We start from the raw sequence: 23,775 nt of genomic DNA, 5'->3' as shown, positions 1-23,775 counted from the left end.
CCCGCGCGTCGATCATGCGGGCATGGCCGAGGGCAGCGCCCGGTGCTGGCCCAGGTCGACGAAGGCCGCCATCACCTGGTGCGGGTTGTGCATCAGCTTGTCCTTCCACTCGCCGAGCTGGCGGCGGGTCTGGATCAGGCCGCGGATCGCGCCGACATGGTTGCAGTTGCCGATGGTGATCGCGCCCACCATGCGCTCGCCCTTGAAGCACAGGCGGGTGTAGAGGAAGTTCTCCTCGTCGACCTCTTCGACCATCTCTCCGCCCTCGACGCCCTGCCACTGGCCGAAGGTGTGCGAGATCAGGCCGCCGATGTCGAGCACGTTCATGCTCAGGCTGCCGCGGTAGGGCATGGTCCTGCCGGCCATGTTCAGCGCGGCGATGCGGCCGTGCTCGGTGGCGGTGGGCTGCAGCGCGTGCACCACCCATTCGCCGGTGGAGAAGTCGCGGCCCTGGGCCACGTCGCCGGCGGCGTAGACATGCGGCACGGTGGTGCGCATGAAGTGGTCGACGACGACGCCCTGGTCGATCTGCGCGCCGGTGCCTTCCAGGAAGGAGAGGTTCGGCTTCACGCCGGTGGCCAGGATGATCAGGTCGGCCTCGATCACGCGGGTGTCCATCACCAGGCGCGGGCCGGGCTCGATGCGCTCGGTGCGGCCCTGGGTGATGACGTCGACGCCGCGCTCCTCCAGCCAGCGCTGCATCATGCTGCTGCCGGTCGGCGCCATCATCGTGCGCAGGATCTGGCCGGCGCGGCCGGCGATGACCGACAGCTTGACGCCGGTGCCCACCAGCGACTTCATGCACACGCCGGCGACGAAGCCCGCGCCCACCATCACGACGCGGTTGCCGGGCTGGAGCTTCTCGGCGATGGCGCGGGCGTCCTCCAGCGTCCAGCAGGTGACCACGCCGGGCAGGTCGGTGCCGGGAATCGGCGGCAGCGACGGCGACGAGCCGGTCGCCACCAGCAGACGGTCGTAGTCGAGCGTGCTGCCGTCGTCGAGGTCGACCGTGCCGCCATCGGCGCGTGCATGGACCTTCAGCGCCTTGCGGTTCAGGTAGCGGATGCCCTGGAGGTCGTAGTGCAGATCGGCCTTGCGCTGCAGCGCACCCGACTCGGTGATCGACTTGTTCAGGACATAGGGAATGGCCATGCGCGCATAGGGCGCGCCCGGCTCGCCGCCGACCAGCGTGATCTCGCTGGTGGGGTCTTCCTTGCGAAGGGTCTCGGCAGCGCGCACGCCGGCCGGGCCGGCGCCGATCAGGACGTATTTCATGGTCGTCTTCTCCGTGGGTCAGCGGTGGCTTGCCGCTGCTCCTGCACGGCATCAGGTCGGGCCACCTGGGCTGGCGCCAGCCTAACCCTGTCAGCTTACAGCGCTGTCAGGAATCGTGGCCCCACGACGAGAAGCCCCGGCCGGGATCTCCCGGGCGGGGCGGTCAGGCGGCCTGCGCCGCGAAGGTGCGCAGGCCTCGGCGGCTGCGTGTCCGCCGCTCAGTGCCGGGCTCAGGCGCCCAGCGAATCCAGCGCGGCGTTGAAGGTGGCGCTCGGGCGCATCACCGCCGAGGTCTTGGCCATGTCGGGCTTGTAGTAGCCGCCGATGTCGACCGGCTGGCCCTGCACGCTGTTGAGCTCCTCGACGATCCGGGCCTCGTCGGCGGTCAGGCGCTCGGCCAGCGGCGCGAACTTCGCGGCCAGCTCGGCGTCCTCGGTCTGCGCGGCCAGTTCCTGCGCCCAGTACATCGACAGGTAGAACTGGCTGCCACGGTTGTCGAGCTCGCCGGTGCGCGGGCTCGGCGACTTGCGGTTGTCCAGCAGCTTGCCGGTGGCCGCGTCCAGCGTCCTGGCCAGCAGCTTGGCGCGGGCGTTGCCGTTCTTCAGGCCCAGGTCTTCCAGGCTGACGGCCAGGGCCAGGAATTCACCCAGGCTGTCCCAGCGCAGGTGGTTCTCCTCGACCAGCTGCTGCACGTGCTTCGGGGCCGAGCCGCCGGCGCCGGTCTCGTACATGCCGCCGCCGGCCATCAGCGGCACGATCGACAGCATCTTGGCCGAGGTGCCCAGCTCCATGATCGGGAACAGGTCGGTCAGGTAGTCGCGCAGGATGTTGCCGGTGGCGCTGATGGTGTCCAGGCCGCGGATCACGCGCTCCAGCGTGTAGCGCATCGCACGCACCTGGCTCATGATCTGGATGTCCAGGCCGGTCGTGTCGTGCTCGTGCAGGTACATCTTGACCTTGCGGATCAGCTGCGCCTCGTGCGGGCGGTAGCTGTCCAGCCAGAAGACGACCGGCATGCCGGAGTTGCGGGCGCGGTTGACCGCCAGCTTGACCCAGTCGCGGATCGCGGCGTCCTTGACCTGGCACATGCGCCAGATGTCGCCTTCCTCGACGTTCTGGCTCAGCAGCACCTCGCCGGTCTCGATGTCGGTGATGTTGGCCACACCGTCTTCCGGGATCTCGAAGGTCTTGTCGTGCGAGCCGTATTCCTCGGCCTGCTGCGCCATCAGGCCGACGTTCGGCACGGTGCCCATGGTCTTCGGGTCGAAGTTGCCATGCCACTTGCAGAAGTTGATCATCTCCTGGTAGATGCGGGCGAAGGTCGACTCCGGCATCACCGCCTTGGCGTCCTTCAGGCGGCCGTCGGCGCCGTACATCTTGCCGCCGGCGCGGATCATCGCCGGCATCGACGCGTCGACGATCACGTCGTTGGGCGAGTGGAAGTTGGTGATGCCCTTGGCCGAGTCCACCATCGCCAGCTCGGGGCGATGCTCGTGGCAGGCGTGCAGGTCGCGCTTGATCTCGTCGCGCTGCGAGGCCGGCAGCTTCTCGATCTTGGTGTACAGATCGACCATGCCGTTGTTGACGTTGACGCCGAGCTGCTTGAAGGTCTCGGCGTGCTTGGCGAATGCGTCCTTGTAGAAGATCTTGACGCAGTGGCCGAACACGATCGGGTGCGAGACCTTCATCATGGTCGCCTTGACGTGCAGCGAGAACATCACGCCGGTCTTGCGGGCGTCCTCGATCTCACGCTCGTAGAACTCGAGCAGCGCCTTCTTGCTCATGAACATCGAGTCGATGACCTCGCGGTCCAGCAGCGCGACCTTCTCCTTCAGGACGAGGGTCTGGCCCGACTTGGTGATCAGCTCCATGCGCACGGTGCGGGCGCGGTCGAGCGTCATCGACTTCTCGCCGTGATAGAAGTCGCCGTGGTGCATGTGCGAGACATGGGTGCGCGAGGCCTGGCTCCACTCGCCCATGCTGTGCGGGTTCTTGCGCGCGTATTCCTTGACCGCCTTCGGGGCGCGGCGGTCGGAGTTGCCCTCGCGCAGCACCGGGTTGACGGCCGAGCCGGTGCACTTCGAGTAGCGCGCCTTCAGCGCCTTTTCCTCGTCGTTCTGCGGGTTCTCGGGATAGTCGGGAATCGCGTAGCCCTTGGCCTGCAGCTCCTTGATCGCGGCCTTCAGCTGGGCGATCGAGGCGCTGATGTTGGGCAGCTTGATGATGTTGGCGTCCGGGCGCAGCGTCAGCTTGCCCAGCTCGGCCAGGTGATCGGCGACGCGCTGCTCCTCGGTCAGGTACTCGGGAAAGTTCGCCAGGATGCGGCCGGCGACCGAGATGTCGCTGGTGGTCACGTCGATGCCGGCCTGGGCGGCAAAGGTGCGGACGATCGGCAGGAACGAGGCCGTCGCCAGGAAGGGGGCCTCGTCGGTCAGCGTGTAGACGATGGTCGGCTGCTTCGTGGTCATTCAACTATCTCCGTTGTGGGGGCTTCGGATGAAGCGCGACCCGCGCTCTGCACGGGTCGAGTTCTGTCGGGGTCTTTCTTTCCCGGGTGAAATTGTCTCTCACAGTGCGGGAAGTGTCTCCGTGGCGCGCAATGTCGCATGTCTTCCTGTCAGGACGCTGGCTGTGCAGGCCGGATGATCTCGGGAAATTCCCGCATGAGTGATGCTGCTGTGCGATAGCTGATAGTCGATTCTCTGCCTGTACGGCATGGCCGGGCGCCGCCAGAATCCGGCGCAGCCTCATCACCCCAGGAGCTTTTCCGTCATGTACGAACTCGGCGTCGTCTACCGCAACATCACTCGTGCCGACCGCGAGGCCACCGACCGTCTGGCGGCCCTGGGCTCGGCCACCGTGCACGAGGCGATGGGCCGCGTCGGCCTGCTCAAGCCCTATATGCGCCCGATCCAGGTCGGCACCCAGGTCTCGGGCACCGTGGTCACCGTGCTGCTGCACCCGGGCGACAACTGGATGATGCATGTGGCTGCCGAGCAGATCCAGCCGGGCGACATCGTCGTGGCCGCGGTCACCGCCGAGTGCACCGATGGCTACTTCGGCGACCTGCTCGCCACCAGCTTCATGGCCCGCGGCGCGCGCGCCCTGATCATCGACGCCGGCGTGCGCGACGTGAAGACGCTCAAGGAGATGGGCTTCCCGGTCTGGTCCCGGGCGATCAGCGCCAAGGGCACGATCAAGGCCACGCTGGGCTCGGTGAACATTCCGGTGGTGTGCGCCGGCATGATGGTCAACCCGGGCGACGCGATCGTCGCCGACGACGACGGCGTGTGCTGCGTGCCGGCCGCCCGCGTGGTCGAGGTGGCCGCCGCCGCCGCCAGGCGCGAGAGCTTCGAGGGCGAGAAGCGCGACCTGCTCGCCAGCGGCGTGCTGGGGCTGGACATGTACAAGATGCGCGAGCCGCTGGCCAAGGCCGGCCTGCGCTACATCGACTGAGATCGCGCCCCGACGCGCGATCCGCCTTTTCCCAGGAGACAACGATGACCGACCGATTCACCCGCCCGAGCCGCAAGGCCTTCCTGAAGCTGGCCGCCGCCGCTGGCGTGGCTGCCGCCTTTGCGCTGCCGACGCAGGCCCAGACCGCCGCCTCGGCGGCCGCGGCCACCGACTGGCCGACCAAGCCGGTGCGCATCATCACGCCCTTTCCGGTCGGCTCCGGCCCGGAAGGCGTGGTGCGCCTGCTGGCCGAGAAGCTGCAGAAGACCTGGGGCAAGCCGGTCATCGTCGAGAACCGGCCCGGTGCGAACGGCTTCATCGCGATCGATGCCTTCCGCCAGGGGGCCAAGGACGGCCATGACCTGATGCATCTGGACAATGTGCATCTGGTCGCCTATCCGCACCTGTTCAAGAAGCTGCCCTACGACCCGAAGGACTTCGAGCCGGTGCTGCCGCTGTTCCGCGCCAACTTCTTCCTGACCACCGCGGCGAACAGCAAGTACCGCAATGTCGGCGACATCCTGGCCGAGGCCCGTGCCAATCCCGGCAAGCTGAACTACGGCTCCTGGTCGGTCGGCAATCCGGTGCATCTGGGCACCGCGCTGCTGGAGGCGATGACGAACACCGAGATGCAGCATGTGGTCTACAAGGAGACCTCGCAGCTCTACACCGGCGTGGCCAACGGCGAGCTGAACTTCGCGCTGGGCACGATGGCCACCGCCGGGCCGTTGCAGCGCGCCGGCAAGATCAAGTTCATCGGCACCACCGGCCTGAAGCGCCACCCGGCCTTCCCGGACGTGCCGACGGTGGCCGAGTCGGGCGGCCCGGCCGGCTACGAGGTCTCGGGCTGGACGACCATCGCCACGCCGAAGGGCCTGCCCAAGGCGGTGGCCGATCGCATCCAGCGCGACCTCGAGAAGGCGCTGGCCGATCCGGAGATCGCCCAGCGCTATGCCACCTTCGGCTATGACCTCTTCCCGACGACACGCGAGCAGTTCGGCAGCTTCATCCAGTCGGAATCGACCAAGTGGGCCGGCGTGATCCAGCGCGCCAAGGCCTCGCTGGACTGAGCGCGAAGCCTGCAGATCAATCCAAGGACTGATTCCCATGAGCAAGCCCACCACGGGTGACTTCACGAAGACCGCCGGCTGGCTGGACTGGTACACCGGCCCGGCCAAGCCCCGGTTCCAGCTGCCGGCCGGCGCGGTCGATGCGCACTGCCATGTCTTCGGCCCCGGCGCCGAGTTCCCGTATGCGCCGGAGCGCAAGTACACGCCCTGCGACGCGTCCAAGCATGAGCTCTACGCGCTGCGCGACCACCTCGGCTTCGCCCGCAACGTGGTGGTGCAGGCCACCTGCCACGGGGCGGACAACCGCGCGATGGTCGACGCGTGTCTGTCCAGCGGCGGCAAGGCGCGTGGCGTGGCCACCGTCAAGCGCAGCATCTCCGACGCCGAGCTGCAGCAGCTGCACGACGCCGGCGTGCGCGGCGTGCGCTTCAACTTCGTCAAGCGCCTGGTCGACTTCACGCCGAAGGACGAACTGCTGGAGATCGCCGAGCGCATCGCCCAGCTGGGCTGGCATGTCGTCATCTACTTCGAGGCGGTCGACCTGCCGGAACTCTGGGACTTCTTCACCGCGCTGCCCACCACCGTGGTCGTCGACCACATGGGCCGCCCGGATGTGAGCAAGCCGATCGACGGCCCGGAGTTCGCGCTGTTCCTGAAGTTCATGCGCGAGCACCCGAACGTCTGGAGCAAGGTGAGCTGCCCGGAGCGTCTCTCGGTCACCGGCCCGAAGGCCCTGAACGGCGAGCAGGCGGCGTACCAGGATGTGGTGCCCTTCGCGCGCCGCGTGGTCGAGGAGTTCCCGGATCGCGTGCTGTGGGGCACCGACTGGCCGCACCCGAACCTGAAGGACCACATGCCCGACGACGGCCTGCTGGTCGACTTCATCCCCCACATCGCGCCGACGCCCGAGCTGCAGCAAAAACTGCTGGTCGACAACCCGATGCGCCTGTACTGGCCCGACGAAGCGCAAGGAGCCTGAGCCATGGCCCTCGACAAGCCCTACCAGGACATTCCTGGAACGATCATCTTCGACGCCGAGCAGTCGCGTCGCGGCTACTGGCTCAACCAGTTCTGCATGAGCCTGATGAAGGCCGAGAACCGCGAGCGCTTCAAGGCCAACGAGCGCGCCTACCTCGACGAGTGGGCGATGACGGAAGAGCAGAAGCAGGCCGTGCTGGCGCGCGACCTGAACTGGTGCATGCGCACCGGCGGCAACATCTACTTCCTGGCCAAGATCGGCGCCACCGACGGCAAGAGCTTCCAGTACATGGCCGCCACCATGACCGGCATGACGCAGGAGGAATACATGCAGATGATGCTGTCGGGCGGTCGCTCGGCCGAAGGCAACCGCTACATCGGCGAGGACGGCGACGCGCAGGCGCATCGCCAGCCTCAGGGCCAATCGCATCAGAAGAAGGACGCCTGACCATGGCCCGCATTTCCGCCTCTGTCTTCACCTCACATGTGCCGGCCATCGGTGCGGCGATCGACCTGGGCAAGACCCACGAGCCGTACTGGCAGCCGCTGTTCAAGGGCTTCGAGCCCAGCAAGCAGTGGATGAAGGACAACAGGCCCGACGTGATCTTCCTGGTCTACAACGACCACGCGACCGCCTTCAGCCTGGACCTGATCCCGACCTTCGCGATCGGCACCGCCGCCGAGTTCAATCCGGCCGACGAGGGCTGGGGCCCGCGCCCGGTGCCCAAGGTGATCGGCCACCCGGAGCTGGCCTCTCACATCGCGCAGTCGGTCATCCAGGACGACTTCGACCTGACCATCGTCAACCGCATGGACGTCGACCACGGCCTGACCGTGCCGCTGTCGCTGATGTGCGGCCAGCCGGATGCCTGGCCCTGCCCGGTGATCCCGTTCGCTGTCAATGTGGTGCAGTACCCGGTGCCCTCGGGCCGGCGCTGCTTCAACCTCGGCCGCGCGATCCGCAAGGCGGTCGAGAGCTTCGACCAGGACCTGAACGTGCAGATCTGGGGCACCGGCGGCATGAGCCACCAGCTGCAGGGCGCGCGCGCCGGCCTGATCAACCGCGAGTGGGACAACGCCTGGCTCGACAAGATGATCAATGACCCCGAGGCTGCCGCTGCCACGCCGCACATCGACTATGTGCGCGAGGCCGGCAGCGAGGGCATCGAGCTGGTGATGTGGCTGATCGCGCGCGGCGCGATGGCGGATGTGCCGGCCTTCGGCGCGCCGGAAGGCGCCCCGGTCGGACCGAAGCCGCGCCTGGCGCACCGCTTCTACCATGTGCCGGCGAGCAACACCGCCGTCGGCCACGCGATTCTCGAGAACCAGGGCTGAGCCGCGCGGCTCGCCCTCCACAGCACAGGACTTTTCCTCATGAGCAAGACCATCAAGGTGGCGCTGGCCGGCGCCGGCGCCTTCGGCATCAAGCACCTGGACGGCATCCGCAACATCGACGGCGTCGAGGTCGTCTCGCTGATCGGCCGTGACCTGGAGAAGACCCGCGAGGTCGCCGCCAAGTACGGCATTGGCCACGTCACCACCGACCTGGCCGACAGCCTGTCGATGCCGGAGGTCGATGCGGTCATCCTGTGCACCCCGACCCAGATGCATGCCAGCCAGACGCTGGCCTGCCTGAAGGCCGGCAAGCATGTGCAGGTCGAGATCCCGCTGTGCGACGTGCTGGCCGACGGCGAGGAAGCGGTGGCGCTGGCCGAGAAGAGCGGCCTGGTGGCGATGTGCGGCCACACCCGTCGCTTCAACCCCAGCCACCAGTGGGTGCACAAGAAGATCGAGGCCGGCGAGTTCAACATCCAGCAGATGGATGTGCAGACCTACTTCTTCCGTCGCACCAACATGAACGCGCTGGGCCAGCCGCGCTCGTGGACCGACCATCTGCTGTGGCACCACGCCGCGCACACGGTCGATCTGTTCGCCTACCAGTGCGGCTCGCCGATCGTCAAGGCCAACGCCATCCAGGGCCCGATCCATCCGACGCTGGGCATCGCGATGGACATGAGCATCCAGCTCAAGGCCGCCAACGGCGCGATCTGCACGCTGAGCCTGTCGTTCAACAACGACGGCCCGCTCGGCACCTTCTTCCGCTACATCGGCGACACCGGCACCTTCATTGCCCGCTATGACGATCTGGTCAACGGCAAGGAAGAGAAGATCGACGTGTCCCAGGTCGACGTGTCGATGAACGGCATCGAGCTGCAGGACCGCGAGTTCTTCGCCGCCATCCGCGAAGGCCGCCAGCCCAACAGCAGCCTGGCCCAGGTGCTGCCGTGCTACCAGGTGCTGCACCAGCTCGAGCAGCAGCTGAACGCCTGAACTTCCGAACGCCTGATTCGCTGATCCGGCCTCGGCCGGATTCCTTTTCGTTGCTCCCTGGAAAAGGATTGGCCGCCAGTCCTGCGACCGGCGGCCTTTTTTCATGGTCGATCCGTGCGGCGCTGCAGGTCTCCTCCGATCAGCCGCGCTCGAGAATCCAGTGCAACGCCGCCTTGTAGCCCTTCACGCCCAGGCCGCAGATCATGCCCTCGGCGATCGCGGTGATGAAGGAGTGGTGGCGGAACTCCTCGCGCTTGTGGATGTTGCTGATGTGCACTTCCACCACCGGGATGGCCACGCCGGCCAGCGCGTCGCGCAGCGCCACGCTGGTGTGGGTCAGGCCGCCCGGGTTGATGATGATCCAGTGCGTGCCGTCCAGGCGCGCGGCGTGGATGCGGTCGATCAGCGCGCCTTCGTGGTTGCTCTGGAAGCAGCTGACCTCGGCGCCCTGGCGGGCGCCCTGCTCGACGAGGCCGCGCTCGACGTCGGCCAAGGTGTCGGCGCCGTAGATCTGCGGCTCGCGGGTGCCCAGCAGGTTCAGGTTCGGGCCGTTCAGGACGAGGATCTTCTTCATCGCGGAAGCACTTTCTTGGTGAGAGGACGTCGGATCGGCGCGGATTATCCCTGCGCACGCGGGCGCAGTCGCATGGTGCCGGGCAGCGGCACCGAGCGGCGCAGCACGCCCTCGCCAGGAAAGACCCGGAAGTGACCTAGGTGTCGGTGGCGAAGATTTGGTGCGAGTCGATGCCGATGCCGCGGTTGGGGCAGTCGGCCATCTCGACGACTTCCCAGGACTGCAGGTGCTCGTTGATGAGGCGGCCCCAGGACAGCGCCTCTGAGGCGACGCGGAGGCCGTGGGGCGGCGCTGGCGTGCACCGAGGTCGACGAGCAGGTCAGCAGCACCCTGGCGTCGAGCTGGCGCGCCATCAGGATCATCTGCTTGGCGACGTCGATCTTGTCGCCGTGCAGGTGGTCGGCGAGGTCCTCGAAGTTGCGCAGCTTGGCCGTCGGTGTGCACGCCGTCCTGCTCCAGCTTGATCAGCTGCCCGTGGAACTGGCCGCAGGGGCTGGCCAAAGACGTGCATGCTGTACTGCGTCGCCGGGCGCTGCGCCACGTCCGGGATCGAGCGGGTTCGGTAGCGCGCCGATGCCTTCACGGTCCGGCGCCTCAGCGGTCCGCGTTCCCGCCGCCGAGCACCTTGTAGAGCGTGATCCGGTTGCTCTGCTCGGTCAGCTCCAGCGTGATCAGCGCCTGCTGCGCGGCGTGGAGCGAGCGCTGCGCGTCCAGCACCGTCAGCCAGCTGTCGGCGCCGGCGCGAAAGCGGGCCTCGGCCAGCGTCAGGCTGCGTGTCCAGGCCTGCACCAGCGCGCGCTGCGCATCGAGCCGCTCGGCCAGCGAGGCGCGCACCGACAGCGCATCGGCCACCTCGCGGAAGGCGGTCTGCACCGTCTTGTCGTAGCTGGCGCGGCGCAGGTCGCGGGTGGCCTCGGCACGGGCCACGCCGGCCTCGATCGTGCCGCCGTCGAGAATCGGCCAGCTCACCGAGGGCACGAAGCTCCAGGCGCCGCCGGCGAACAGATCGCCGAGCTGGCGGCTGGCGGTGCCGGCCGAGGCGGTCAGGCTGATGCGCGGAAAGCGCGCCGCCCGCGCGGCCTCCAGATCGGCGCGCGAGCCCTGCAGCAGGTGCTCTGCGGCGATCACGTCCGGGCGGCGTTGCAGCACGGTGGAGGCCAGCGCGTCGGGCAGGCCGACCAGCCCGGCAGCCTCGTCGGTACCGGTGTCGGCGTCGGTCGGCAGCAGCGCCTCGGGCACCGCGCGGCCGACCAGCAGCTCCAGCGCATGGCGGTCGCGCTGCACCTGGCTCTCGAGCGCGGCCACCTGGCCGCGTGCGGTCTCGACCGTGGTGCGGGTCTGCTCCAGCGTCAGGCCGGAGGCGGCGCCCAGCGCCTGGCGGCGCTCGGTCAGGCGCAGCGTGTCCTGCTGGCTGGCCAGGGTGCGCCGCGCCAGCGCGAGCAGGCGGCGGTCGGTGCCCAGCGTCAGCCAGGCGGTGGCGACATCGCCGATCAGCGTCAGCCGGGTGGCGCGCTGCGCCGCCTCGGTGTTGAGATAGCTCTGCAGCGCTGCGTCGCGCAGGCTGGCGACCCGGCCGAACAGGTCCAGCTCCCAGGCGCTGATGCCGACGCCGACGCTGTAGCTGCGGTTGAGCGTGTCGCGACCCGAGCTGCTGGCCTCGGCCGGCGTGAAGGAGGTGCTGGAGCTGCCGGTGGCATTGAGCGTCGGGCGCCGGGTGGCGTCCTGCACCTGGTAGGTGGCGCGGGCCTGCTCGACGCCGAGCAGCGCCACCCGCAGGTCGCGGTTGTTCTCGAGTGCCAGCGCGATCACCTCGCGCAGCCGGGCATCGCGCACCAGATCGCGCCAGGCGGGCAGGGCGGCTGCGCTGTCGGCCGGCACGGCCGCGGCATCGCTCCAGCGTGCGGCGGGCAGCTCCAGCGCCGGGGGCTCGGCGCGCGGCGGTGCGGAGGCGCAGCCTGCCAGCAGCAGCACGCCGGCGGCGAGCGCGAAGGGCCGCAGACCCGGGCGGATCGTCTTCATGCGCATGCGAGTCGAAGGTGTCGGAGATGTCGGAGGTGTCGGGTTCAAGGTCATGGAGATCATCACTGCACCTCCGGCGCGGCGCGGCGCGCCATCAGACGGCGCACCACCACGAAGAAGACCGGCACGAACAGCAGGCCCAGCACGGTGGCGCTGGCCATGCCGCCGAGCACGCCGGTGCCGATGGCGCGCTGGCTGCCGGCACCGGGCCCGGTGCTCAGGGCCAGCGGCAGCACGCCGAACATGAAGGCCAGCGAGGTCATCAGGATCGGCCGCAGCCGCAGCCGCATCGCCTGCTTCGTCGCCTCGATCAGGTCCATGCCCTGGTCCTGGAGATGCTTGGCGAACTCGACGATCAGGATCGCGTTCTTCGCCGACAGGCCCACGGTGGTCAGCAGACCGACCTGGAAATAGACATCGTTGGACAGCCCGGCGAGCTGGGTCAGCCCGAGCGCGCCGATCACGCCCAGCGGCACCACCAGCATCACCGAGAAGGGCACCGACCAGCTCTCGTAGAGGGCGGCCAGGCACAGGAACACGAACAGCACCGACACCGCATAGAGGATCGGTGCCTGCGCGCCCGACAGCCGCTCCTGATAGGACTGGCCGGCCCATTCGATGCCGTAGCCCGCCGGCAGCGCGGCCACCAGCTCCTCGAGCACCGCCATCGCGGCGCCGGAGCTGACGCCGGCGGCGGCCTCGCCGACGATCTCGTAGGAGGACATGCCGTTGTAGCGCTCCAGGCGCGGCGCGCCGAAGGTCCAGTCGGTGGTGGCGAAGGCCGAGAAGGGCACCATCGCGCCGCTGCTGCTGCGCACCTGCCACTGCAGGATGCTGTCCGGCGCACTGCGGAAGGGCGCGTCGCCCTGCATGTAGACCCGCTTGACCCGGCCCTGGTCGATGAAGTCGTTGACATACTGGCCGCCCAGCGCCGCCGACAGCGTGCTGTTGATGTCGGCGGTGGACAGGCCGAGCGCGCCGGCCTTGCGGTCATCGATGCGGATGCCGAGCTGCGCGGCGTCGTCCAGGCCGCTGGAGCGCACCTGGGCCAGCTCCGGGCGCTGGCGCGCGGCCTGCAGCAGCTGGTCGCGGGCGCGCACCAGCGCGTCGTGGCCCTGGCCGGCACGGTCCTGCAGCTGCAGCGTGAAGCCGCCGCTCGAGCCCAGGCCGCGCACCGTCGGCGGCTGCATCACGATCACCCGCGCGTCGCGCAGGCTGGCGAGCTCGCGGTTGGCACGCCGCGCGATCGCCGCGGCGCTCTGGTTCTCGCCGGTGCGCTCGCTCCAGTCCTTCAGCCGGACGAAGGCGCGGCCGGTGGCCTGGTCGCCGGAGAAGCCCCGGATGGTGGTGTAGCCCTCGATGTCGTCCTGGCGGCCCAGCCAGTTCTCGAGCGCGTTCATCGACTTCATCAGCCGCTCGCTGGTGGCGCCCGAGGGCAGGCGCACCTCCACCATCAGCACGCCCTGGTCCTCCGCCGGCAGGAAGGAGGTCGGCAGCTGGCGGTACATGAAGGCCATCGCCGCGACGATCAGCGCGTACAGCAGCATCATGCGTCCGCCCCGGCGCACCAGCGTGCCGGTCAGCGCGGTCAGGCCGCGGGTGCCGCGGTCGAAGCCCCGGTTGAAGCCGCCGAAGAAGCGCCCGAGCAGGCCGCGGTGCGGCGCATGATGCGCGCCCGGCGGCAGCGGCCTGAGCAGCGTGGCGCACAGCGCCGGCGTCAGGCTCATCGCCACCGCGACCGACAGCAGCATCGCCGAGACCACGGTGATCGAGAACTGGCGGTAGATCACCCCGGTCGAGCCGCCGAAGAAGGCCATCGGCACGAACACCGCCGACAGCACCAGCGCGATGCCCACCAGCGCGCCGGTGATCTCCTGCATCGAGCGTCGGGTGGCCTCGCGCGGCGACAGGCCTTCCTCGGCCATCACGCGCTCGACGTTCTCGACCACCACGATCGCGTCGTCCACCAGCAGGCCGATGGCCAGCACCAGGCCGAACATCGTCAGGCTGTTGATCGAGTAGCCGAAGACCGCCAGCACCCCGAAGGTGCCCAGCAGCACCACGGGCACGGTGATCGCCGGGATCAGGGTGGCGCGCCAGCTCTGCATGAACAGATACATGATCAGCACCACCAGCACCACCGCCTCGAGCAGGGTGTGGGCCACGCCCTCGATCGACACCTTCACGAAGGGGCTGGTGTCGTAGGTCAGTGCGGTCTGCAGCTGATGGGGGAAGCCCGGCTGCAGCTCGGCGAGCCGGGCCTTGACCGCATCGGCCACCGCGATCGCGTTGGCTCCCTCGGCCAGGCGCACGCCCATCGCCGCCGAGGGCCGGCCCTTGAAGCGGGTCACGACGTTGTAGTTCTCGCCGCCCAGCTCGACCCGCGCGACATCGCCCAGGCGCACCGCGCTGCCGTCGCTGGCGGTCTTCAGCACGATCTCGCGGAACTCGCGCACCGACTGCAGCTTGCTGCGCGCGGTGATGGTCACGTTGAGCTGCTGGCCCGGCGGCGCCGGCAGGCCACCGACCTGGCCGGCGGAGATCTGCGCGTTCTGCGCGTTGACCGCGCTGGCGATGTCCGAGGGCATCAGCCCGTAGGCGGCCAGCTTCGCCGGGTCGAGCCACAGCCGCATCGCATGGCCGGTGCCCAGGGTCTGCACATCGCCCACGCCGTCGATGCGGCTGATGACATCGGCCAGGCTGGAGGTGATGTAGTCGCCGATCTGGATGTTGGTGGCGCTGTCGTCGGCCGAGTACAGCGCGACGATCATCAGGTAGTCGGTGCCGGTCTTGGTGACGGTGACGCCCTGGTTCTGCACCGCCTGGGGCAGCTGCGACAGCGCCTGCTGCACCTTGCTCTGCACCTGCATCAGCGCGACATCGACATTGGTGCCGGCATTGAAGGTCAGCGAGACGCTGGCCTGGCCGGACGAGGCGCTGGTCGAGGACATCGCCTGCAGGCCGTCGAGGCCCTTCATGCGCTGCTCGATGACCTGGGTGACCGAGTCTTCCAGCGTCCTGGCCGAGGCGCCGGGATAGGTGGTGCTGACCGAGATGCGCGGCGGCGCGATGTTCGGATACTGCTCCAGCGGCAGCGTGGTGATCGCCAGCGCGCCGGCCAGCATCACGATGATGGACAGCACCCACGCGAAGATGGGGCGGTCGATGAAGAAGCGGGCCATGGCGTTGCGCTCCTGCTCAGCGGGCCGGGCCCGAGGGCGCGGAAGCCGCCGGCGCGGCCAGGTCGACCTCATGCGGCTTGACGGTGTCGCCCGGGCGCACCTTCTGCAGGCCCTCGACGATGACCCGCTCGCCGGCCTTCAGGCCCTCGCCGATCAGCCAGGCGTTGCCGAAGGCGCGGGTGGCGACCACCGCGCGGCGCTCGACCTTGTCCTGGGCGTCGACCACCATCACGCTGGCGGCGCCGCGCGCATCGCGCTGCAGCGCCTGCTGCGGCACCTGCAGCGCCTGCTCGACGGTGCCGGTCTCCAGCACCGCGCGCACATACATGCCCGGCATCAGCACGCCCTCGGGATTGTCGAAGCGCGCGCGCAGCGTCACCCCGCCGGTGGCGGTGTTGACCGAGACGCCCGAGAAGCCGATGCGCCCGGGCAGCGGATAGCTGCTGCCGTCCTCCAGCAGCAGCCGCAGGCGGGCCTCGTTGCTGCCGATCTTCTGGAAGCGTCCGGCGGCCAGGTCGCGCCGCAGCCGCAGCAGCTCGGCGCTGGACTGGCTGATGTCGACCTGGATCGGGTCGAGCTGGCGCACGGTGGTCAGCGCGGCGGTCTGGTCGGCGGTGACCAGCGCGCCCGGCGTGACCGCCGACAGATCGACCCGGCCGGAGATCGGCGCGGTGACCGTGGTGCGGCTCAGGTTGAGCTGGGCGGCGGCCTGCGCGGCCTGGGCGCTGGCCAGATCGGCCTCGGCCTGCTTCAGCGTGGCCTGCGCATCCTGCAGATCCTGCTGGCTGACCGCATCGATCTTCAGCAGCTCGGCGCGGCGCTGCACGGTGAGCCGGGCGGTCTCGACCGCCGCCTGCGACTTCGCCACGCTGGCGCGGGCGCTGTCGAGCGCGATGCGGTAGCTGTCGGGCTCGATCTGGTAGAGCGGCTGGCCGGCGCGCACCATCGCGCCCTCGGTGAAGCTGACCTCGCGGATCAGGCCGCGCACCTGCGGGCGCACCTCGGCCACCCGAGCGGCGCTGACCCGGCCCGGCAGTTCGGTCGACAGGCTGGCGCGGCCGGTCTGCAGCACCACCACCCCGACCGCGGTCGGACCGGCACTCGGCTTCGCGCCCCCCGCGCCGCCTGCATTGCCTGCACCGCCTGCGGCAGCAGCGCCTGCGGGCGCAGCGGCCGGGGCATCGTTCTTCTGGCAGCCGGCCAGCAGGCTGCTGCCCAGTGCGGCCGCCAGCAGGCTGGCGGCCAGGGCCGTGGCAGGGCGGCGGGAGGGCTTCTTGTGGGGAATCATCGGTCGGGAACTCCGGAGAGCGTCGGATGCAGGAGGGGCGAAGGTCGGGCTGCGGCCGGCTCAGCGCATCTGGAACAGTTCCTGGTGGAAGGCCCGGGCCGGCAGGCCCTGGGCGGCGAAGTCGGCATGCAGCGCACGGCCGAAGCCGCCGGGGCCGCAGAACCACAGGCTGGCCTGGGCCCAGTCGGGCACCAGGCGGCGGATGCGCTCGCCGTCGAGCCGGCCGTCCTCGGCATCGACCAGCACATGCAGGCGGATGCCGGCGGCGGCGGCGTCGGCGCGCAGCCGCGCCAGCGCCGCCTCGTCGCGCTGCGCGGTGGCATGGAAGAGATCGACCTGCGCGCGCGGGCCGCCGCGGCGGGCGAGCTGCTGCATCCGCGCGACGAAGGGCGTGATGCCGATGCCCGCGCCGACCCAGATCTGGCGCTCGCGGCCATCCTCGAAGTCGAAGCGGCCGTAGGGGCCTTCGACCGTCACCTCTCGCCCCGGGCGCAGCAGCTCGGGCAGCGCGCGGGTGTGGTCGCCCAGCGCCTTGGTGATGAAGCTCAGGCGCGGCGACTGCGGGTCCCAGGCGCTGGCGATGGTGTAGGGGTGCGCGCCGTCCTTCGCACCGTCCTTCACGTCGACCGTCACGAAGGCGAACTGGCCTGCGGCATGGCCCGGCCAGCCCGGGGCCATCTCGATCACCGTCTCCAGCGAGTCGACGCCGGGATAGCGCTTCGTCTCGACCACGGTGCCGCGCACCTTGCGGCGCGCGCCGACCCGGCCGGCCAGCACCAGGGCCGCCGCGACCGTGCCGCCGGCCATCAGCAGCGCCAGGACCACCCCGACCGGCTGCGTCCAGTAGGAGAACTTCACCAGCACCACCGAGTGGAAGACCAGCGCCAGATAGGTCGCGGCCAGCCACTTGTGGGTCCTGGCGAACAGGTGATAGGGGAATCGCCTGACCAGCGCCAGGATCATCAGGATCGCCGCGGCGTAGAACACCCACTCGCCCACCGTCTCGGCCAGGCCGCGCTGGCTGCCCAGCAGCGCCTCGAGGTAGCCGCGCTGCTCGCCGGCCGGGCGAGGCCCGCGCACCGGGCGCTCCAGCCAGCCCCAGCCCACCATCCACTTCGTGCCCTTGGCGAACCACCAGTGCAGCACCGAGGTGCTCAGCGCGGCGATGCCCAGCCACTTGTGCAGGCGGTACATCTTGTCCAGGCCGTCCAGGTGCGGCTCGAGCCGGCGCGGGCGCAGCGCGAGCAGCATCGCCACGCTCATCGCGCCGATGGCGATGACGCCGCTGTACTGCACGAACACCGCGCGGAAGGAGAACCAGGTCAGCGGCTGCGGCCAGGGCTTCGGCTCGGCCAGCAGCCACAGCAGGGTGAGCGCCGCCAGCAGGGCGACGAGGGCATGGTGTATTCGACGTGTCGGCATGATGGCGTGCAGCATCGCGCCCGAATGTGCAGGAAATTTGGAAGTCCCGCGCCCAGGGCCGGAGCGGCGGCGCCGGCTTGCCTTCGTGTGCGTCCGGTGCGACCCTTGTCGGGTCATGATGAAGCTGAATCTCTCCCGCCTGCGCCCGCCCTGGCCCCGGCCCGGCCTGACGGTGCGGCTGTTCTTTGCAGTGCTGGCGGTGGCGGTGCTGGTGGCGGTGATGATCGGGCTGGCGGCGCAGCTGGGCTTTCACCGCGGCTTTCTCGGCTACCTGAACCGCCAGGCGGTCGAGCGCATGGAAGCGGCGGTGCCCCGGCTGCGTCAGGCCCATGCCGAGCATGGCAGCTGGGACTTCGTCGCCGGCCGGCCCGGGGCCTGGTTCCGGCTGGTGGAGAACGATCTGCCGCGGGGCGATCCGCATCAGGATCCGGTGGCCATCGACACCGCCCAGCTCGCGCCCAGCCTGCTGGGCTACGGCCGGCGGCTGACGCTGCTGGACGCGCAGCGTCAGCATGTGATCGGATTCCCGCGCATCCTGGCCAACTCGGAGGAGCGCGAGATCGTCGACGCGCAGGGGCGCACGCTGGGCTGGATCGTGCTGGCGCCGGTGCAGTCGGTGACCGATGCCGCCGCGCTGCGCTTCCAGTCCGAGCAGCTGCGCGCCACGCTGGCCGCCGGCGTGCTGACCCTGCTGCTGGCTGCGCTGGTGGCCTGGTGGGTGGCGCGCGCGCTGCTGGCCCCGGTGCGTGAGGTGGCGCAGGCCACGCACCGGCTGGCCGCCGGCCACCACGACACCCGTGTCGAGGTGCGCGGCCAGGACGAGGTGGGCCGCCTGGCGCAGGACTTCAACCAGCTCGCGCAGACGCTCGAGCGCAACGAGCGTATGCGCCGCGAGTCCATGGCCGACATCTCGCACGAGCTGCGCACGCCGCTGGCGGTGCTGCGTGGCGAGATCGAGGCGATGCAGGACGGCATTCACCCGCTGACGCTGCAGGCGCTCGGCCTGCTGCATGGCGAGGTCAGTGCCCTGACCCGGCTGGTCGACGATCTGCACCAGCTCGCGCTGGCCGATGTCGGCGCGCTGCGGCTGCGCCGCGATGCGCTGGACGCGGCGGCGCTGGTGCGCGCCCAGGTCGAGGCCTTTGCGGCGCGCTGTGCCGAGCGCCGGCTGCGGCTGACCGTCGACCTGCCCGATGCGGCCACCACGCCGCTGCCGCCGCTGCTGGCCGACGCCGACCGCCTCGGCCAGCTGCTGCACAACCTGCTCGACAACGCGGTGCGCTACACCGATGCCGGCGGCGAGCTGCGGGTGGCCCTGGCCCATGAGCCGGCTGCTGCGCAGCTGCTGCTGACGGTGGAGGACTCCGCCCCCGGCGTCGCGCCCGAGCTGCTGCCGCGCCTGTTCGAGCGCTTCTTCCGCGTCGAGTCCTCGCGCGGGCGCGCCGGCGGCGGCTCCGGCCTGGGCCTGTCCATCTGCCGCAGCCTCGTCGAGGCCCACGGCGGCCGCATCCAGGCCGAGGCCTCGCCGCTGGGCGGGCTGAAGATCCGGGTGGTGCTGCCTCTGGCGCCGATCCCGACCCCGACCCCGACCCGTTGATCCCCTCACCGCGATGCTGATGTCTTCTTCCCCCGACCTCATCCTCGTCGTCGAGGACGAACCCCGCCTGGCCCGTCTGGTGGCCGACTATCTGGCCGCGGCCGGCTATGACACGCGCATCGTCGACAACGGCCTAGAGGTGATGCCGGCGGTGCGCGAGCGCGCGCCCGCGCTGGTGCTGCTGGACCTGATGCTGCCCGGCCAGGACGGGCTGGCGGTGTGCCGCGAGCTGCGTGCGCACGGCGACACGCCGGTCATCATGCTGACCGCGCGCGTCGAGGAGGTCGACCGGCTGATCGGGCTGGAGAGCGGCGCCGACGACTACATCTGCAAGCCCTTCAGCCCGCGCGAGGTGGTGGCGCGGGTGCGCACCGTGCTCAGGCGCTGGCGGGCGGTGCCGCCGTCTGCCGGCGGTGCTGCCCTGCCTGCTGCGCTGCTCGAGGAGCCGGCGGCGGCACTGCCCGCCGCGCGGCTGCAGATCGATCTCGACAGCCACCGGGCGCGCTTCGACGGCCAGGCGCTGGATCTGACGCCGGTGGAGCTGCGGCTGCTGGCGGCGCTGGCCGCCGCGCCGGGGCGGGTGTTCTCGCGCGACCAGCTGCTCGACCGGCTGCACGACGACCAGCGCGCGCTCAGCGACCGCACCGTCGACAGCCATGTCAAGAACCTGCGCCGCAAGCTCGAGCAGGTCAGCCCGGGCGTGGAGCCGATCCGCTCGATCTACGGCGTGGGCTACCGCTTCGAGCCGCCGGCCGGCTGGCTGGCCGGCGGCTGAGGTCGGAGCAGGCCGGGTCGCCTTCTCAGGTCACCGGCGCCGGATTGAACAGCACCAGCGCGTTGTGCAGCTTCCAGTGCTCGGCCCAGGTCTTCCTGCCGCTGGCGACCTCCAGCATCAGGCGGAACATCGCCCAGCCGGCCTCCTCGAGGGTCTGCTCGCCGTCGGCGATGCGGCCGGCGTTGACATCCATCAGGTCGTGCCAGCGCCGCGCCAGGTCCGAGCGGGTCGCGACCTTGATGACCGGGCACTGCGCCAGGCCGTAGGGCGTGCCGCGGCCGGTGGTGAAGACATGCAGGTTCATGCCGGCGGCCAGCTGCAGCGTGCCGCAGATGAAGTCGCTGGCCGGGGTGGCGGCGAAGACCAGGCCGCGCTGGTCGGCGCGCAGCTTCTCGCCCGGCGAGAGCACGTGCGAGATGGCCGACGAGCCGCTCTTGATGATCGAGCCCATCGCCTTCTCGGTGATGTTGGACAGGCCGCCGGCCTTGTTGCCCGGCGTGGTGTTGGCCGAGCGGTCGACGCGCCCGCGGTCCAGATAGCGGTCGTACCAGCCCAGCTCGCGCTGAATGGCCTCGGCCACTTCGGGCGTGGCCGCGCGTGCGGTGAGCTGGTCGACCGCGTCGCGCACTTCGGTGTTCTCGCTGAACATCACGGTGGCGCCGGCGCGCACCAGCAGGTCGGCGGCGAAGCCCACCGCCGGGTTGGCGGTCACGCCCGAGAAGGCGTCCGAGCCGCCGCACTGCACGCCCACCACCAGCGCGCTGGCCGGCACCGTCTCGCGCCGGCGCGCGTTCAGCCGCGCCAGATGCGGCTTCGCCCGCTCGACGATGCCGTCGATCATCGACATGAAGCCGACATGGGCCTCGTCCTGCAGGCACACCGTGTCGGGGCCGCCCTGCGGGTCGCGTCCGTCGTGGATCGGGAAGGATCCCGGCGGCAGCAGCCGCGCGGGCTGCAGCTTCTCGCAGCCCAGGCTGACCACCAGCACCTCGCCGCCGAAGTTGGGGTTCAGCGCCAGGTTGCGCACCGTGCGGATCGGGATGATCGCGTCGGGCGCATCGATCGCCACGCCGCAGCCGTAGCCGTGCTCCAGCGCGACCACGCCGTCGACGTTGGGGTAGAGCGGCAGCAGCTCCTCGCGGATGCGCCGCGCCGCCTGGTCGACCACGCCGGCCACGCACTGCACCGTGGTGGTGATCGCCAGCAGGTTGCGCGTGCCCACCGAGCCGTCGGCGTTGCGGTAGCCCTCGAAGGTGAAGCCCTCCAGCGGCTCGAGCGGCGCGGGCCGCACGGTGGCCATCGGCAGGCCCTCGAGCGCGCGCGCGGCCGGCATCCGCAGGCGGCGCTCGTTCACCCAGGAGCCGGCGGGCAGCGGCTGCAGCGCGTAGCCGATCGGTACGCCGTAGCGCAGCACCGTCTCGCCCTCGGCCAGATCGCGCAGCGCGACCTTGTGGCCCTGCGGCACCGCCTCGCGCAGCACCAGGCCGTCGGCCAGCACGGTGCCGGCGGGTAGGCCGCCGTCGTTGGCGACGATGGCCACGTTGTCATCGGGATGCATGCGCAGCGTCAGCGGCGCGCGGGCCGCGGGCCGGGAGGAAGAGTCGGCGTTGTCGTTCATGGCCAGGCAGGAGGGGAAAGAGAGAATGCCGAATTGTTCCTTGTTGTACGATGACATGCAATTGATTCGACATCGAATCCTCGCGAAAGCCTCAAAAGCTCTGAAAGAGCCGTGAATTCATGGGGATAAGGGTTTCCACTGCTAGGGGGTTCTTCTGGCTTGGTTGTACGATGACTGTCAACGCTGATCGACAGCGATTCCTCTCACCCCCACACGGAGCCAACCACCATGTCGCCTCAAGAGCTCAAGCTTGTCCTCGAATCGGGCCTGCTGTCCTTCCCGCTGACCGACTTCGATGCCGAGCTGAACTTCGAGCCCAAGGGCTATGCCGAGCGTCTGGAGTGGCTGCAGCCCTACGGCGCCTCGGCGCTGTTCGCTGCCGGTGGCACCGGCGAGTTCTTCTCGCTGGAGCCGGGCGAGTACAGCGACGTCATCCGGGTGGCGCTGGACACCTGCCGCGGCCGCACGCCCATCCTGGCCGGCGCCGGCGGCCCGACCCGCGTGGCGATCCAGTACGCCCAGGAAGCCGAGCGCCTGGGTGCGCAGGGCATCCTGCTGCTGCCGCACTACCTGACCGAAGCCAGCCAGGAAGGCCTGATCGCCCACGTTCAGGCCGTGTGCCGCAGCGTGAAGTTCGGCGTGGTGGTCTACAACCGCGGCGCCTGCCGCCTGACCCCGAAGAGCCTGCTGGTGCTGGCCGAGACCTGCCCGAACCTGATCGGCTTCAAGGACGGGCTGGGCGACATCGAGAAGTTCGTCGCCATCCGCCAGACCCTGGGCGAGCGTTTCGCCTATCTGGGCGGCCTGCCCACGGCGGAAGTCTTCGCCGGCGCCTACAAGGCGATGGGCTGCCCGGTCTACTCGTCGGCGGTCTTCAACTTCATCCCGAAGACCGCGATGGCGTTCTACAACGCCCACGCCGCGAACGACACCGCCACCTGCGACCGCCTGATCCGCGACTTCTTCCTGCCCTACATCGCGCTGCGCAACAAGGGCGAAGGCTATGCAGTGTCGATCGTCAAGGCCGGTGCCGCGATCGCCGGCCATTCGGCCGGCCCGGTGCGCCCGCCGCTGTCGGACATGCTGCCCGCCGAGGTGGAAGATCTGCGCGCGCTGATGGCCCCGCTGGGCGCGCAGTGATGCCGTGATCGGCTGATCCTTCCCTCCGTCCTGCCACCACTTCAACCACCACAAAGAACCCTGCCGGAGACACCCGACCATGAAGATCGCGAAGAAGCTCCTTGCGGCCTGCGCCCTGACGCTGCTGGCCGCCGCCGCCCAGGCCCAGGCCTGGCCCGCCAAGCCGGTCACGCTGCTGGTGCCCTTCCCGCCGGGCGGCGCCTCCGACATGGTGGCGCGCACGCTCGGCACCAAGCTGCAGGAGCGCTTCAACCAGACCTTCATGGTCGACAACCGGGCCGGCGCGACCGGCACGATCGGCGCGGCGCAGGTCAAGCGCGCCGCGCCGGACGGCCAGACCTTCCTGGTGACCTCGCTGGGCCCGCTGGTGATCGCGCCGCATCTGATGAAGGCAGTGCCCTACGACGCCGCCAAGGACTTCGACCACATCTCGGTGCTGGTGCAGGCGCCCAATGTGCTGGTGGTGCCGGCGAACTCGCCGCACAAGTCGCTCGCCGACGTGCTGAGCTTCCTGAAGGCCCATCCGGACAGGATGACCTTCGCCTCCTCGGGCAACGGTTCGTCCGACCACCTGACGGCCGAGCTGTTCTGGCTGCAGACCGGCACCAGCGGCACCCATGTGCCCTACAAGGGCGGCGGCCCGGCGATCTCCGATCTGCTCGGCGGCCAGGTGGATGCGGGCTTCATGAACATCAACTCGGTGCTCAGCCACATCAACGCCGGCAAGCTCAAGGTGCTGGCGATCACCGGGGAGAAGCGCTCGCCGGTGCTGCCGAACGTGCCGACGCTGTCGGAGTCCGGCGTCAAGGGCGCCGACGTGCAGTCCTGGCAGGCGGTCTCGGCGCCGAAGGGCCTGCCGGCCGACATCCGCGCCAGGATGCACGAGGCCCTGGTCGCGACGATGAACGACCCGAAGATCCGCCAGCAGTTCACCGTGCTGGGCTTCGAGATCGTCGCCAGCACGCCCGAGCAGTTCGCCGCCTACCAGCAGCGCGAGAGCGCGCGCTGGAAGCAGCTGATCGAGACCCGCAAGATCACGGCCGACTGATT

The 23,775-nt window shown here is 69.9% G+C and carries 18 protein-coding genes; 10 read left to right on the top strand and 8 right to left on the bottom strand.

Annotated elements, in window-relative coordinates; genetic code table 11:
• Positions 1 to 12: 12 nt before the first annotated feature.
• Complete coding sequence (locus HZU84_RS10995) at positions 13 to 1,275, bottom strand: NAD(P)/FAD-dependent oxidoreductase (protein WP_149505588.1); 1,263 nt, start codon at positions 1,273 to 1,275, stop codon at positions 13 to 15.
• 230 nt (positions 1,276 to 1,505) lie between these two features.
• Positions 1,506 to 3,743 carry an NADP-dependent isocitrate dehydrogenase gene (locus HZU84_RS10990; RefSeq protein ID WP_149505589.1) on the bottom strand — a complete coding sequence of 746 codons (2,238 nt, stop codon included), beginning with the start codon at positions 3,741 to 3,743 and terminating at the stop codon, positions 1,506 to 1,508.
• Positions 3,744 to 4,047: 304 nt separating this feature from the next.
• Here HZU84_RS10990 and ligK point away from each other — a divergent pair, with 304 nt between their 5' ends.
• Genes ligK through HZU84_RS10960 form a run of 6 tightly spaced genes read left to right on the top strand, consistent with a single transcriptional unit; the run spans position 4,048 to position 9,110 of the window.
• Positions 4,048 to 4,731 carry a 4-carboxy-4-hydroxy-2-oxoadipate aldolase/oxaloacetate decarboxylase gene (ligK, locus tag HZU84_RS10985; RefSeq protein ID WP_149505590.1) on the top strand — a complete coding sequence of 228 codons (684 nt, stop codon included), beginning with the start codon at positions 4,048 to 4,050 and terminating at the stop codon, positions 4,729 to 4,731.
• A gap of 44 nt (positions 4,732 to 4,775) precedes the next feature.
• Positions 4,776 to 5,801, top strand: coding sequence for a Bug family tripartite tricarboxylate transporter substrate binding protein (locus HZU84_RS10980; RefSeq protein ID WP_149505591.1), 1,026 nt, complete (start codon positions 4,776 to 4,778; stop codon positions 5,799 to 5,801).
• Positions 5,802 to 5,838: 37 nt separating this feature from the next.
• Entirely contained in the window at positions 5,839 to 6,780 is a 942-nt protein-coding gene (locus HZU84_RS10975; protein ID WP_149505592.1) for an amidohydrolase family protein, read from the top strand.
• 3 nt (positions 6,781 to 6,783) lie between these two features.
• A complete protein-coding gene (ligA, locus tag HZU84_RS10970) occupies positions 6,784 to 7,227 on the top strand; it encodes a protocatechuate 4,5-dioxygenase subunit alpha (RefSeq protein WP_149505593.1) in 444 nt (147 codons plus the stop codon).
• A 2-nt stretch (positions 7,228 to 7,229) separates the two neighbouring features.
• A complete protein-coding gene (locus tag HZU84_RS10965) occupies positions 7,230 to 8,114 on the top strand; it encodes a class III extradiol dioxygenase subunit beta (RefSeq protein ID WP_149505594.1) in 885 nt (294 codons plus the stop codon).
• A 39-nt stretch (positions 8,115 to 8,153) separates the two neighbouring features.
• Positions 8,154 to 9,110 carry a Gfo/Idh/MocA family oxidoreductase gene (locus HZU84_RS10960; RefSeq protein WP_149505595.1) on the top strand — a complete coding sequence of 319 codons (957 nt, stop codon included), beginning with the start codon at positions 8,154 to 8,156 and terminating at the stop codon, positions 9,108 to 9,110.
• Positions 9,111 to 9,249: 139 nt separating this feature from the next.
• On the opposite strand, the gene aroQ is transcribed toward HZU84_RS10960, so the two are convergent.
• The 5 genes from aroQ to HZU84_RS10935 form a co-directional block, all read right to left on the bottom strand.
• Positions 9,250 to 9,684, bottom strand: a complete 435-nt coding sequence (gene aroQ / locus HZU84_RS10955) for a type II 3-dehydroquinate dehydratase (RefSeq protein ID WP_149505596.1) — start codon at positions 9,682 to 9,684, stop codon at positions 9,250 to 9,252.
• 594 nt (positions 9,685 to 10,278) lie between these two features.
• Positions 10,279 to 11,703: an efflux transporter outer membrane subunit gene (locus HZU84_RS10950; RefSeq protein WP_257644578.1), complete on the bottom strand. Its 1,425-nt coding sequence runs from the start codon at positions 11,701 to 11,703 to the stop codon at positions 10,279 to 10,281.
• Positions 11,704 to 11,765: 62 nt separating this feature from the next.
• On the bottom strand, positions 11,766 to 14,885 hold the full coding sequence (locus tag HZU84_RS10945) for an efflux RND transporter permease subunit (RefSeq protein WP_149505598.1): 3,120 nt from the start codon (positions 14,883 to 14,885) through the stop codon (positions 11,766 to 11,768).
• Between the two features lie 16 nt (positions 14,886 to 14,901).
• Positions 14,902 to 16,173 carry an efflux RND transporter periplasmic adaptor subunit gene (locus HZU84_RS10940; protein WP_149505599.1) on the bottom strand — a complete coding sequence of 424 codons (1,272 nt, stop codon included), beginning with the start codon at positions 16,171 to 16,173 and terminating at the stop codon, positions 14,902 to 14,904.
• Positions 16,174 to 16,233: 60 nt separating this feature from the next.
• Entirely contained in the window at positions 16,234 to 17,610 is a 1,377-nt protein-coding gene (locus HZU84_RS10935) for a ferredoxin reductase family protein (RefSeq protein ID WP_375139033.1), read from the bottom strand.
• A gap of 103 nt (positions 17,611 to 17,713) precedes the next feature.
• Here HZU84_RS10935 and HZU84_RS20960 point away from each other — a divergent pair, with 103 nt between their 5' ends.
• Both HZU84_RS20960 and HZU84_RS10925 read left to right on the top strand, forming a co-directional pair.
• Entirely contained in the window at positions 17,714 to 19,192 is a 1,479-nt protein-coding gene (locus HZU84_RS20960) for an ATP-binding protein (protein WP_149505752.1), read from the top strand.
• 19 nt (positions 19,193 to 19,211) lie between these two features.
• Entirely contained in the window at positions 19,212 to 19,967 is a 756-nt protein-coding gene (locus HZU84_RS10925) for a response regulator (protein ID WP_257644577.1), read from the top strand.
• Positions 19,968 to 19,992: 25 nt separating this feature from the next.
• Here HZU84_RS10925 and garD read toward each other — a convergent pair whose 3' ends face one another.
• On the bottom strand, positions 19,993 to 21,585 hold the full coding sequence (garD, locus tag HZU84_RS10920; protein WP_149505600.1) for a galactarate dehydratase: 1,593 nt from the start codon (positions 21,583 to 21,585) through the stop codon (positions 19,993 to 19,995).
• 228 nt (positions 21,586 to 21,813) lie between these two features.
• Between garD and kdgD the strand changes: the two genes are divergently transcribed.
• Positions 21,814 to 22,725, top strand: a complete 912-nt coding sequence (kdgD, locus tag HZU84_RS10915; protein WP_149505601.1) for a 5-dehydro-4-deoxyglucarate dehydratase — start codon at positions 21,814 to 21,816, stop codon at positions 22,723 to 22,725.
• Between the two features lie 79 nt (positions 22,726 to 22,804).
• Positions 22,805 to 23,773 carry a Bug family tripartite tricarboxylate transporter substrate binding protein gene (locus HZU84_RS10910; RefSeq protein ID WP_149505602.1) on the top strand — a complete coding sequence of 323 codons (969 nt, stop codon included), beginning with the start codon at positions 22,805 to 22,807 and terminating at the stop codon, positions 23,771 to 23,773.
• Positions 23,774 to 23,775 lie beyond the last annotated feature (2 nt).

It is taken from the genome of Sphaerotilus sulfidivorans (genome assembly GCF_013426975.1).
GTDB lineage: Bacteria > Pseudomonadota > Gammaproteobacteria > Burkholderiales > Burkholderiaceae_C > Sphaerotilus > Sphaerotilus sulfidivorans.
This window is presented reverse-complemented; position numbering and strand designations above follow the sequence as displayed.

What these genes read in the sequence shown, in the direction of transcription:
- HZU84_RS10995 (WP_149505588.1), bottom strand. Translation starts at nt 1,275, where the DNA reads ATGAAATACGTCCTGATCGGCGCCGGCCCGGCCGGCGTGCGCGCTGCC.
- HZU84_RS10990 (WP_149505589.1), bottom strand. Translation starts at nt 3,743, where the DNA reads ATGACCACGAAGCAGCCGACCATCGTCTACACGCTGACCGACGAGGCC.
- ligK (WP_149505590.1), top strand. Translation starts at nt 4,048, where the DNA reads ATGTACGAACTCGGCGTCGTCTACCGCAACATCACTCGTGCCGACCGC.
- HZU84_RS10980 (WP_149505591.1), top strand. Translation starts at nt 4,776, where the DNA reads ATGACCGACCGATTCACCCGCCCGAGCCGCAAGGCCTTCCTGAAGCTG.
- HZU84_RS10975 (WP_149505592.1), top strand. Translation starts at nt 5,839, where the DNA reads ATGAGCAAGCCCACCACGGGTGACTTCACGAAGACCGCCGGCTGGCTG.
- ligA (WP_149505593.1), top strand. Translation starts at nt 6,784, where the DNA reads ATGGCCCTCGACAAGCCCTACCAGGACATTCCTGGAACGATCATCTTC.
- HZU84_RS10965 (WP_149505594.1), top strand. Translation starts at nt 7,230, where the DNA reads ATGGCCCGCATTTCCGCCTCTGTCTTCACCTCACATGTGCCGGCCATC.
- HZU84_RS10960 (WP_149505595.1), top strand. Translation starts at nt 8,154, where the DNA reads ATGAGCAAGACCATCAAGGTGGCGCTGGCCGGCGCCGGCGCCTTCGGC.
- aroQ (WP_149505596.1), bottom strand. Translation starts at nt 9,684, where the DNA reads ATGAAGAAGATCCTCGTCCTGAACGGCCCGAACCTGAACCTGCTGGGC.
- HZU84_RS10950 (WP_257644578.1), bottom strand. Translation starts at nt 11,703, where the DNA reads ATGAAGACGATCCGCCCGGGTCTGCGGCCCTTCGCGCTCGCCGCCGGC.
- HZU84_RS10945 (WP_149505598.1), bottom strand. Translation starts at nt 14,885, where the DNA reads ATGGCCCGCTTCTTCATCGACCGCCCCATCTTCGCGTGGGTGCTGTCC.
- HZU84_RS10940 (WP_149505599.1), bottom strand. Translation starts at nt 16,173, where the DNA reads ATGATTCCCCACAAGAAGCCCTCCCGCCGCCCTGCCACGGCCCTGGCC.
- HZU84_RS10935 (WP_375139033.1), bottom strand. Translation starts at nt 17,610, where the DNA reads ATGCTGCACGCCATCATGCCGACACGTCGAATACACCATGCCCTCGTC.
- HZU84_RS20960 (WP_149505752.1), top strand. Translation starts at nt 17,714, where the DNA reads ATGAAGCTGAATCTCTCCCGCCTGCGCCCGCCCTGGCCCCGGCCCGGC.
- HZU84_RS10925 (WP_257644577.1), top strand. Translation starts at nt 19,212, where the DNA reads ATGTCTTCTTCCCCCGACCTCATCCTCGTCGTCGAGGACGAACCCCGC.
- garD (WP_149505600.1), bottom strand. Translation starts at nt 21,585, where the DNA reads ATGAACGACAACGCCGACTCTTCCTCCCGGCCCGCGGCCCGCGCGCCG.
- kdgD (WP_149505601.1), top strand. Translation starts at nt 21,814, where the DNA reads ATGTCGCCTCAAGAGCTCAAGCTTGTCCTCGAATCGGGCCTGCTGTCC.
- HZU84_RS10910 (WP_149505602.1), top strand. Translation starts at nt 22,805, where the DNA reads ATGAAGATCGCGAAGAAGCTCCTTGCGGCCTGCGCCCTGACGCTGCTG.